The organism is Pseudoalteromonas sp. SR45-5 (assembly GCF_014163565.1).
GTDB lineage: Bacteria > Pseudomonadota > Gammaproteobacteria > Enterobacterales > Alteromonadaceae > Pseudoalteromonas > Pseudoalteromonas distincta.
Genome location: NZ_JACJDN010000047.1, coordinates 1 through 11,867 on the forward strand (window position 1 = coordinate 1; position 11,867 = coordinate 11,867).

The following is an 11,867-nucleotide window of genomic DNA, read 5'->3' on the forward strand; positions in this document are numbered from 1 at the left end:
TCAAAATACAGGCCTGCGGCATCTTTAAATTCATCACTAAGCGCTGCGCGACAAAAAATATCTGCGCCAATTTTTAAATCCCCACCATCTATACCGTAAGCGTCTTTTACCATTTTGCTTCCCAGTAACGATTTAGGGTTTACCGATACAACTAATGGCCCAATATCTTTAAGCTCAAGCCCTAAATGACGTGACCACATAGTAATAGCCAATTTACTTTGTGCATAAGCCGCACTATCAGAAAGTTCAGTGTTACCTATAAGTGCATTTAAGTTAACGCTTGATTGCGCAGCTGATGACACATTAACCACTCGCGAATCATGACCAAGGACAGGTAATAATAGTTTTGTAAGAAGATATGGCGCAATCGTGTTTACAACAAAGCGAGCATCAAGGCCGTCAATTGTTGTAGCATCAACTAATTGATAAACCCCTGCATTATTAATAAGTACGTCGAGCTGGTTATTATTTTCGGCCATATCGGCTAATACATTTTTTGCCAAAGTTTGAACTTGGCTCATATCGCTTAAATCAGCAATATAAGTATGTGTACTTGCATTTGGGTATTGCTCGGTTAAAGCTGCTTGCAGCGCATTGAGCTTTGCTTGGCTGCGGCCATGTAATAATACGGTGTGACCTTGTGCTAATAACATATTTGCAGTTTCTAGCCCAATGCCATCGGTTGCGCCGGTAAGTAAAATTGTTTTGTTCATGTTGATCTCTCCTTACTTTATTTTCGCTATATTAGCACCCCGACTTACTGCTGATAATTAGGCCAATAGTTGAATCAGTTTATAGAATTAATTGATAAAGCTAAGCCTATGTTAGTTAATATAAAAGTATTCCTTTAAAAGGCAGATGAGTGTTTAAGCTGAATATTTTTTATGCTTTTATTTGAATTACTCAGCAATCATAACTATTGTTTTTAAACCACCTTAATAGTAGTATTTATCATATAAATACACTTTTCGAGAAATAACATGAAAGTTTTAGTTACTGGCGGCATGGGTTACATAGGTAGCCACACATGTATTGCATTGCATGAAGCAGGTATTACGCCTGTTATTTATGATAACTTGTCTAATGCAAGTGCGCGGGTACTTGACCAACTCGAAAAGATTACGGGTACTCGGTTTGAGTTTATTTTGGGCGACATTCAAGACGAGCAACAGTTTAAGCTCGCTCTAAAACACACTAAAGCCGAAGCTGTTTTTCACTTTGCAGCTTTAAAAGCCGTTGGCGAATCTACCGAGCAACCGCTGCGTTATTATCAAAATAACGTGTCGGGCACATTAAGCATGCTACAAAACATGCAAGATGAAGGCGTTAACCATATTATATTTAGCTCATCGGCTACAGTATACGGCGAGCCAGACTACCTCCCTATTGACGAAAAGCACCCTATACGCGCAACGAACCCTTATGGTTGGACTAAAGTCATGGTTGAACAAGCCATGCAAGACGTATGTAATGCCAACAGTCAATTTATGGGTATTGCGCTTCGTTACTTTAACCCAGTAGGTGCACACCCAAGTGGTTTATTAGGTGAAAGTCCTAATGGTATTCCTAATAACTTAATGCCATTTATTGCCCAAACTGCAGTAGGTAAACGTGACGTGGTTAATATTTTTGGTGACGACTACGACACCGAAGATGGCACAGGTGTGCGCGACTATATTCATGTTTTAGATTTAGCTAAAGGTCATGTTGCGGCATTTATGCAGCATAAAACAGATACCGCATTTCATGCTTACAACTTAGGCACAGGGCAAGGTTATTCTGTGCTTGATATGATCAACGCATTTAGCGCATCAGCCAATAAAGATATTCCGTATAAGATTGCACCGCGCCGAGCAGGTGATATTGCCTGTAACTACGCCGATGCTACAAAAGCGCAAAACACACTTAACTGGTACGCAGAACTAACACTTAGCGACATGACAAACGACACATGGCGCTGGCAAACTAATTACCCAAGTGGGTTGGAGAGTTAACATGGCTTTATTAGAAAGTACTCACAGACGTAAAAACCCGCTAACGGGTCGTTGGGTATTAGTGTCACCACATCGTAATAACCGCCCATGGTTAGGCGCAACAGAAGCCGTTAACGAAAACGTATTACCAAAACACGATGAAAGCTGCCCACTTTGCCCAAGTAATACCCGTGCAAATGGCGACAGTAACCCAGATTATAAATACACACACGTATTTAGAAATGACTTTGGTGCATTAACGCCTAATGCCAGCGAGCAATTACAAAGCTTAGAGTCAGACAGTGATTTATTTATTGCCGACGAAGCCAGTGGCGAATGCCGCGTAATTTGTTTTTCTCCAGAGCATAATAAAACACTACCAGAGCTTAGCCAAAACGCATTGCACGAAGTAGTGAAAACCTGGAAACAAAATTACACAGAGCTTGCACAGCAGTACGAATGCGTACAAGTTTTTGAAAATAAAGGCGAGATAATGGGTTGTTCGCAACCTCATCCTCACGGCCAAGTATGGGCCCACTCGCATTTATCAACCGAAATAGAAGCCGAAGATACCCAGCAGCTTGCTTATTATAAAAAGCATGGTACAGCTATGCTTGCCGATTACGCACAAAAAGAGCAAGCAGATCAAACACGTGTTGTATTTGAAAACGAACATTGGCTTGTTGTTGTGCCATTTTGGGCTGCGTGGCCGTTTGAAACAATGCTAGTAACTAAAGATAATATTCAAAACTTTAGCCAGCTAAACGATGTCCAAACCGACTCTTTGGCACAGGCACTTAAAGTATTAACCACTAAGTACGACAACGTATTTAATTGCAGCTTCCCATACTCAATGGGGTGGCACAATGCACCGGCTAACAGAGGCTCTGATGAGCAACATTGGCGTTTGCATGCCCATTTTTATCCGCCGCTACTTCGCTCTGCTACTGTTAAAAAACACATGGTAGGCTACGAAATGCTAGGCGAAAGCCAGCGCGATTTAAGCGCAGAAACCGCTGCTTCTATTTTAAAAGCAGCCAGTACAACACACTATAAAGATACAGCAGGACACACAGATGAAGCTTAACGAATTCCAACAACAATTTTTGTCACTGTATGGCGCGCCTGCTCAAGGTATTGCAGCAGCACCGGGGCGTGTAAACCTTATTGGCGAATTTACCGACTACAACGACGGTTTTGTTTTACCGTGTTCGTTAGAGTTTCGTACCCAAGTGATGTTTAAAGAGCGCGACGACAATATTATTACTGTGCATTCTTTAAATTACCCAGGCGAAAAAGACAGCTTTAGTGTTGATGAAGAAATCACTGAAGGCCAGTCGCAATGGGGTAACTACATTCGTGCTGTTACTTATGTTCTTAAAAGAGCGGGCTACACACTGCGTGGTGCCGACGTACTAATTGACAGCAACTTACCGCAAGGTAGTGGCTTGTCGTCATCGGCCGCACTAGAAGTTGCTGTAGGCGGTATGTTTAACCATATTGCACAGCTTGGTTTACCGCCAGAGCAAATTGCGCTATTTGGCCAAGAAGCCGAAAACGACTTTATGCATTGCCAATGCGGCATTATGGATCAGCTTATTTCAGCTAAAGGCGAGAACGGTCATGCACTATTAATCGACTGTGAAAACCTCGCAACCAAATCAGTTAAAGTTCCTGATGATTTAAATATTGTTATTGTTAATTCAAACTACCCGCGTAAGTTGGTTGATAGCGAATACAACCAGCGCCGCATTGACTGCGAACAAGCTGCTGTAAAAATGGGTGTAGAAACACTTCGCCAAGCCACCATGGCTGGCCTGCAAGCAGTAAAAGCGACATTAAGCGAAAACGAATATAAACGTGCACACCACGTAATTAGCGAAAACGACCGTGTAATTGCAGCAACTACTGCACTACAAAATAACGATATGGATGCACTTCGTACGCTAATGGCTGCATCGCATCAATCACTTAAACACGACTTTGAAGTAACCGTACCTGCAACCGATGGCTTAGTAGAAATTTGTAAAGAAGCGATGGGCGAGCGTGGCGCAGTTCGTATGACAGGGGGTGGTTTTGGTGGCGCAATTGTATGTTTATGTCGTGATGCGGAAGTACCACTAATTAAAGCAGCGGTAGAAAAGCATTACTTTGAACGCTTTAATTTAAATGCTGATATTTACGTATGTTCAGCGGGTTCAGGATTACAAATTACGTCTTTTTAAATAAACTTAAGGAATAAGCATGGCAAAGGTTAATTGGGGAATTATTGGGTGTGGCAATATAGCTCACACCTTTGCTACAAGCATTGCGCATTGCAGTGATGCACAGCTTATTGGCGCGGCATCAACGAGTATACAGCGCGCTAAAGAATTTGCCACACTGTACAATATTCAAGGCTATGAAAGCTATCAAGCTCTTATGCAATGCCCAAATATAGATGCTATTTATATTGCCAATACCCACGATCAACACTTTAAAACGATAGCCCAATGCTTAAAACACAATAAGCACGTGCTAAGCGAAAAACCAATCACCGTTAATGCTAAGCAGTTGCAAAGTCTCACTGAGCTTGCAAAACAACAAAACTGCTTTTTAATGGAAGGCGTTTGGATGCGATTTTTACCAGCCATAGTAAAATTACAACAGCTCCTAAATGAAGGTGTTATTGGTAATGTGCACAGTGTAAATGCCAACTTTAGTTTACCCGGCAGCTTTGCCGACAGCCACCGATTAATGAACCCTGTAACAGCGGGTGGCGCCCTACTCGATTTAGGTATTTATCCTATTTCGATTGCTGATGTGGTATTTAATAAAGCCCCTAAACACATCAAATCCTTTGTACATAAAAGCACAACCGGCGTTGATGAGCGAAGCACTGCTATAGTTGATTACGGTAACGGGCAATTTGCATCTCTTGCCAGCGCACTGCAGCAAAATGGCCCAACAGAAGCATGTATTAATGGTGAGCTTGGCTATATTCGAATACCTCAGTTTGTAGGTGCACAAACGCTAGAGCTACACATAAAAGACCAAGACCCTCAGTACTTTGAATACAACTTTAGTGACGATGAAAACTTTAAGTTTGAAATTGCACATGTCACGCAGTGTATATTACAAAAACAAACTCAAAGCAGCGTGTTGCCCCTCAGTACTAGCTTACGAGTTATGAACATAATGGATACCTTGCGAGCACAGTGGCAGCTGCAATACAGCAATGCCGTCGAGTCGGCTGAACTGACTAATTAAAAAATAAAAATACACAACAAGGACACACAATGACACACACACTCAAGGCGCTTTCAAAAGCCATATTACTTGCAACGTGCAGTTTATCTGCCAGTGTAGCTGTTGCTGAATCTAATAAACCAGAGCAGCTATACCCGCCAATCACTAGCGAAGTACTGCCAGAGCTTGCAGCTAAAGGTAGCTACAATGTAGGTGTGCAAACACTTGATTTAGTTAACCCTGCGCAATTTGACCCCGCTACACAAGGTCAAAAAGATCGTCCTTTAAAAGTAGAGGTGTGGTATCCGGCTGCAAATACAGCAAAAGCGCCACTTAGCAGCTACACAGATGAAACTCGCTCAGGTAAAGAGTTTACTTTGCAAGCCGATGCAATGCGTGATGTCGCCATTAATAATAAAGAGCACTACCCTGTCATTGTGCTTTCGCACGGTTATACCGGTTACCGTACAATTATGTACTACCTTGGCGAGCATTTAGCGTCGCACGGTTACATTGTGGTAGCTATTGACCATACTGACTCAACCAATGCCGATGTTGATTTTGAAAACGCACCGTTCTCTGGCTTTTTTAGCACGCTTATAAATCGCTCACGCGATCAGCAGTTTGTAATTAATTACTTTAATGAGCAAAACAACTTTGCCAGCAAGCAGGTAGATAACAAAAGCGCAGGTGTAATTGGTTACTCAATGGGTGGCTATGGCGCGGTAAATACGATAGGTGGTTGTTACGCTTTTAATGAGCAAACTACGGCTATGTTTACGGGTATGAAAGACCCAGCTCAAATTAAACAAGTACAGCAATTACTAAACAGCTGCGCTGGTGGACAATACCAAAATCCAAAAGTAGACCCTCGCATAAAAGCCATGGTTGCCTTTGCACCATGGGGCGGACAGCACGCTATATTTGATGCCAAAGCAATGGCAAATATTAAAGTACCTTCGCTTTATATAGCCGGTAACTTAGATGATATTTCAGGTTATGAAGGCATTAAAAACCTTTATAACCAAACAGGCAGCGAAGATAAGTACATGCTTACTTACAAAAATGCGCGCCATAATATTGCACCACACCCAGCCCCTGCTATTGCACAAAGCAGCAGTGAGCTAGATATAGGCCATTACTATGAGCCTTCGTGGTCTATGCGCACACTAAACGAGACCAACAAACACTTTGTACTTGCCATGATGGATTGCCACGTAAAAGGCATAGCCAGCGAGTGTAAATACTTAGATTTACCACAAAACGGCGACCAAGCTGTTGTTGATGGTAAGCCGCTGCCACAGTGGCGCGGGTTTGATAATCGCTTTTCTACCGGTATGGATTGGCAACAAGCTAAACCTCACACCAAGTAATAATAAGCTTTAAGCGGTTGTTTTAATCAATAGCCGCATACGCCCTTAAAATAATGCAAAAATAAAACGCCTTTTATATAAAAGAGTTACCAGCAAATATTGGCGTGTTTATTTTTTAATCTGCTATTTTAAGAAAAAACCATTGCCATTAACTTCGGTTAAAGGCAATCTAGTCATATATAAGATAAGATAAATAACACAAATATCATGTCCAAATACATACTCTCAATTGATCAAGGAACCACAAGCTCCCGGGCCATCTTGTTTACAAAAGATGCAGACGTTTTTGGTACAGCACAACAAGAATTTTCGCAGCATTTTCCACAAAATGGTTGGGTAGAACACGACCCTAACGATATTTGGCAAACAGTGCTTAGCACTAGTCGCGAAGTGTTAACTAAAAACGATGTAAAGCCTGAAGAAATTATTGCCATTGGTATCACCAATCAGCGCGAAACCACTTTGGTATGGAACAAAAAAACAGGCAAAACAATTTATAACGCTATTGTATGGCAAGACCGTCGCACCAGTGACTATTGCGAAAGCCTAACAACTGATGAGCTTTGCCAAACAATAAGCGATAAAACAGGCTTACTGCTCGACCCTTATTTTTCGGCCACTAAAGTTCGTTGGATTTTAGATAACGTTGAAGGCGCACGCGAACAAGCCCTTGCAGGCGAACTCGCCTTCGGTACGGTTGACACTTACCTACTTTGGCAGCTAACTGGCGGTAAAGAGCACCGAACCGATGCAACCAATGCATCGCGCACCATGTTATTTAATATTCATACCCAGCAGTGGGATCAAGAGCTTTTAGAGTTATTCGATATTCCAGAATCTATGCTGCCAGAAGTAATGGATTCAGCTGACGAGTTTGGTTCAACCAGCGCTGACATTTTTGGCGCGCCAATTCGTGTTTGTGGTATTGCAGGCGATCAACAAGCTGCGCTTGTAGGACACGCATGTTTTGAACAAGGCATGGCTAAAAGTACTTACGGTACTGGCTGTTTTTTAATGCTTAACACTGGCGAAAAAGCACTGACCTCAGAAAACCGCTTACTGACCACTGTTGCTTATAGATTAAACGGCAAGCCAACTTACGCCATTGAAGGCAGTATATTTATGGCTGGCGCAACTATGCAGTGGATTGTTGAAGGCTTAAAACTACTTAGCCATGCTGGCGAAAGTGAGTCGATGGTTAAAGATGTACCGCTCGATCATGGTGTATTTTTAGTGCCTTCGTTTACTGGTTTAGGCGCTCCTTATTGGGACCCTAATGCACGTGGCGCTATTTTAGGGCTAACACGCGACTCTGGTATTAGCACTATTGTTGCTGCAGCGCTGCAATCAGTTGGCTACCAGACCAAAGATTTACAAAAAGCGATGGAGCGTGATGGCCTTCGCCCAAGTGTGCTTCGTGTAGATGGCGGTATGGTAAAAAATAATTGGGTTATGACCTTTTTATCAAATATTTTAGGTGCAACAGTTGAGCGACCAACAGTGACCGAAACCACCTCTTTAGGGGTCGCTTATTTAGCAGGCTTGCAAGCAGGTGTGTACGAGTCAACTGAACAGTTATCTAAAATGTGGACATGCGACCGTCGCTTTGAGCCCACCATGAGTGCCGACGAGCGTAACGATCTATACGCAAAATGGCAGCACTGCGTAGCTCAAGTGTGCTTAACGAATAAAAACTGCCCGCAGTAAATACTAAGTGGTTAAGGCCAGTACTTTAGCCACTTTGCTTTTTTAACTTAGCTAAATGCTAGATTTAAAAGGCATGTTTTACTGCTTTAAATTGAAAATGGATTGGCGTCAAAATTAACGAATAAAAAACTGGGTTTTCTATTGTCAAATGAAAACAGCAGCTTTATGATGTTTATGTCTTATTTATATTACAAATAAAAAGGTTAGCTCGGTGGAATTAGCAGATAACGAATATGACTTACTAGTCATCGGTGGCGGTGTAAACGGCACTGGAATAGCAGCTGATGCAGCTGGCAGAGGGTTAAAAGTTCTATTGTGCGAACAATCAGACCTTGCCTGTGCAACATCTTCAAACAGTTCTAAGCTGATCCACGGCGGTCTGCGCTACCTTGAGCATTACGAATTTAGATTAGTAAAAGAAGCGCTAGCAGAGCGTGAAGTGCTACTTAAAAACGCACCTCATATTATGTGGCCGCTAACCTTTAGATTGCCGCATCAAAAACACCTCCGCCCTGCGTGGATGATTCGTATTGGCTTGTTTATGTATGACAACCTAGCAAAACGCGAAACACTAGCGGGTTCTCGAAGCATTAAATTTGGTGAAAATAGCGTTTTAGAACCCTCTATTACTAAAGGTTTTGAATACTCAGATGGCTGGGTTGATGACTCTCGCCTAGTCGTTTTAAACGCCCTAGCAGCGCAGCAAAAAGGTGCTGTTATTACCACGCAAACTAAGTGTGTACATGCTAAACGTGAGCAAGGTAAATGGCAGGTAACGCTTGAGCAGCAAAAGAGTAAAGCTAAATACACCATTTCTGCCAAAGGGATTGTTAATGCTGCGGGTCCTTGGGTTGCTAAATTATTTGACGAAGCACTAACAGAAAAATCACCACAAAATATTCGCCTTGTAAAAGGTAGCCACATTGTAGTGCCTCGTATTCACGATGAAAAACAAGCTTATATTTTACAAAATAAAGATCAGCGTATTGTGTTTGTTATTCCGTTTGAAGATGACTTCTCACTTATTGGCACAACCGATGTAGAACACAAAGGTGAAGCACAAGACGTTAAAATTAGTGATGAAGAAATTGATTACTTAATTGATATTACTAATACCTACTTTAAACAACCGATTAAACGCGAAGACATAGTACATACCTTTTCTGGTGTACGCCCATTACTTGATGACGAATCAGTTAATGCACAAGCCGTTACTCGCGATTATAAATTAGAGCTTTCGAGTGATGCTAAGCAAACACCTCTACTGAGTGTGTTTGGCGGAAAAATTACAACTTATCGCAAACTTGCCGAAGCTGCGGTTAATAAGCTTGAAGATTTTTATCCGCAAATGAGCAATGCGTGGACCAAACATAGTCCGCTCCCTGGTGGTGATTTTAGCTCTGTAGAAGCACTTAAATCAGAGTTAAAAACAAAATACGAATGGCTACCTGAAATAACACTTAAACGCTTTGTACGCACTTATGGTACTCGTGCTAAACATATTTTAGGTAGTGCAACTGGGCTGAGTGATTTAGGCCAGGATTTTGGCCATGGTTTATTTGCAGCAGAAGTAGATTACTTGCTAAATGAAGAGTGGGCAGAAAACGCATACAATATTTTATGGCGCCGCAGTAAATTAGGACTACGTTTTAATGAGGCGCAAGTTGCTGCGCTTAATGATTATATTGAGCACAACCAAGCAGCTAAAAGCGCTTAACTATCAAGTTATAATAGCTTCCTGTTAACCCCTTTATAATTTAACCGTTATAAAGGGGTTTATTTTTTTGACTCTAAATTAAATAAATAATTAAAGCCACTAAGCGTCGCTGTTTTAATATCAAACTCAACACACTTCACACCTATTTGGTTAAGCGCCGTAGTAAAACACTTATTCAGCTGCTTTGTGCCAATCACCACAACTTGTGTATCACTTAATAATTGCCATTCACTAGCGTGGCGAGCTGCTCGTACATCGCTGCCAATTAATACACCCGACAAATAGGCTTTAGCTTGTACTGGCGTTAACTCCTTTGAAAGCTGGCGGGTACGCACACTAAAAATACCATGTGCCAAGTTACCGCTATCACTACCTAAAGTTAGCTCACAGCCTTGCTCAAATGCTTTAAAGTCAAACTCACCTTCTGCACAGTCGTTAGGAATTAAAACACTTTGATGACATAACAAATCATATAACTCACCGGTCATCGCTGTTTTAAAGCAAATGATTTCGCCATTGTTTATAAGCACCCATTTGGTATGTGTGCCAGGCAAACAGAGTAATATTTTACCTTGTTGATACTCTGGGTTTTGCTTTAAAAACCCTAAAATTTGCAGCTCTTCACCGCGCATTACATCAAACAAGCCATTTTGCAGCGTACACTTTGTGCCAGGTAACGCTTTAATAATATGTCCATCGCAATCAAAGCTAACAGCAGCATTAAGTAACCCTTCGGGATTAATTGGGCATTCTAAATAAGGTGTTTCGTGCCAGCCGATGCTTGAGGTAATTTGTCCTGCAATATATATAGGTAAGCTGCCATATTCTTGCTTCCACACCTCAATGGTGTCGATTAGGGTTTGCTCAAAATTTTGATTTGCTTTAACAACACCTGGGCCATCACGTTGTGCTAATAATTTAAGTGTTGATTGCGCTCGTACTTCGCACAAATAAGCGCGTAAATGGCTCGTGCCCCAGTCAACAGCAATAAAAAGAGATGAAGTAGCCAAGCTTTAAAGCCTCCCACCGTCAATTTTAATACTTTGCCCGGTGATCATACTGCTTTCATTGGCGGCTAAAAAGAGTGCCAAATTAGCAACATCTTCAGGAGTTACTAATTTTTTAAGCGCCATGGCTTCCATCCACTTAACTTGCTCTTCTTCGGTAAACCAGCTTGCTAGTTGACGGTCGGTAGCCACCCACCCTGGTAAAATAGCGTTAACGCGAATACCAAACTCGCCGTAATCGCGAGCCAGTGCCTTAGTCATACCAATTAGGCCTGCTTTTGCGGTTACATAGCCTGCCATTTGAGGTTGCCCCATAATAGCGTTAATAGAACTAAAGTTAATGATACTGCCCGCTCCATCGCCCTTCATAAAAGACATAGCAACTTGAGAGGCAAAAAATGCAGGGTTTAAGTTTATTTGTAAGCACTGATCCCAGTCTTGCACTGTAACGTCTTCGCTTGCTTGACGGCGATCGTTCGCTACATTATTAACTAGTACATTAATGGCACCAAAAGCGGCGCATGCATCCACAAGTGATTGCTGAAGTGCATGAGAGTCAGTTACATCAACTTGCCTATACCATAGTTTTGCATTGGGTAAATCACGAATAAGCGATTGCGCTGCCTTATCATCAATATCTATAAATGCTACTTTTGCATTTTGGTTTACAAAGGATTTAACCATTGCTCTACCAATGCCTGATGCACCGCCTGTAATAAAAATAACTTTACCAGAAAGACTATGATATTGAGCTAGGGTGTTCAAATTCAACTCTCCATACAGCGCATTTTCAATTTTATTTAAACTCTTTATAAACTTACATTTACAGTATAAAGAGCCAAACTAAGTCGTTATTGCTGTG

Annotated in this window: 10 protein-coding genes; 7 read left to right on the top strand and 3 right to left on the bottom strand. The window is 41.7% G+C overall.

Annotated elements, in window-relative coordinates; translation table 11 throughout:
- The coding region (locus H5072_RS03390; RefSeq protein ID WP_182692708.1) for an SDR family NAD(P)-dependent oxidoreductase at positions 1–713 on the bottom strand (713 nt) is incomplete at its 3' end.
- Positions 714–980: 267 nt separating this feature from the next.
- On the opposite strand from H5072_RS03390, the gene galE reads away from it, so the two are divergent.
- The 7 genes from galE to glpD all read left to right on the top strand — a co-directional run bounded on the left by galE (position 981) and on the right by glpD (position 9,998).
- Positions 981–1,994, top strand: a complete 1,014-nt coding sequence (galE, locus tag H5072_RS03395; protein WP_149601995.1) for a UDP-glucose 4-epimerase GalE — start codon at positions 981–983, stop codon at positions 1,992–1,994.
- 1 nt (position 1,995) lies between these two features.
- The gene (locus H5072_RS03400; RefSeq protein ID WP_182674093.1) at positions 1,996–3,060 is read left to right on the top strand and encodes a UDP-glucose--hexose-1-phosphate uridylyltransferase; all 1,065 of its coding nucleotides are present in this window, start codon (positions 1,996–1,998) and stop codon (positions 3,058–3,060) included.
- The gene (gene galK, locus H5072_RS03405; RefSeq protein ID WP_182692709.1) at positions 3,050–4,198 is read left to right on the top strand and encodes a galactokinase; all 1,149 of its coding nucleotides are present in this window, start codon (positions 3,050–3,052) and stop codon (positions 4,196–4,198) included. Before H5072_RS03400 ends, galK begins: the two co-directional genes overlap by 11 nt.
- A 19-nt stretch (positions 4,199–4,217) precedes the next feature.
- Entirely contained in the window at positions 4,218–5,222 is a 1,005-nt protein-coding gene (locus tag H5072_RS03410) for a Gfo/Idh/MocA family protein (RefSeq protein ID WP_182692710.1), read from the top strand.
- A gap of 29 nt (positions 5,223–5,251) precedes the next feature.
- Positions 5,252–6,574, top strand: a complete 1,323-nt coding sequence (locus H5072_RS03415; RefSeq protein WP_182692711.1) for a dienelactone hydrolase family protein — start codon at positions 5,252–5,254, stop codon at positions 6,572–6,574.
- 207 nt (positions 6,575–6,781) lie between these two features.
- Complete coding sequence (gene glpK / locus H5072_RS03420; protein WP_033013631.1) at positions 6,782–8,281, top strand: glycerol kinase GlpK; 1,500 nt, start codon at positions 6,782–6,784, stop codon at positions 8,279–8,281.
- 211 nt (positions 8,282–8,492) lie between these two features.
- The gene (gene glpD / locus H5072_RS03425) at positions 8,493–9,998 is read left to right on the top strand and encodes a glycerol-3-phosphate dehydrogenase (protein ID WP_182692712.1); all 1,506 of its coding nucleotides are present in this window, start codon (positions 8,493–8,495) and stop codon (positions 9,996–9,998) included.
- Positions 9,999–10,057: 59 nt separating this feature from the next.
- On the opposite strand, the gene H5072_RS03430 is transcribed toward glpD, so the two are convergent.
- Both H5072_RS03430 and H5072_RS03435 read right to left on the bottom strand, forming a co-directional pair.
- On the bottom strand, positions 10,058–11,008 hold the full coding sequence (locus H5072_RS03430; protein ID WP_182692713.1) for a 2-dehydro-3-deoxygalactonokinase: 951 nt from the start codon (positions 11,006–11,008) through the stop codon (positions 10,058–10,060).
- Between the two features lie 3 nt (positions 11,009–11,011).
- Positions 11,012–11,770, bottom strand: coding sequence for an SDR family NAD(P)-dependent oxidoreductase (locus tag H5072_RS03435; RefSeq protein ID WP_182692714.1), 759 nt, complete (start codon positions 11,768–11,770; stop codon positions 11,012–11,014).
- Positions 11,771–11,867: the final 97 nt, after the last annotated feature.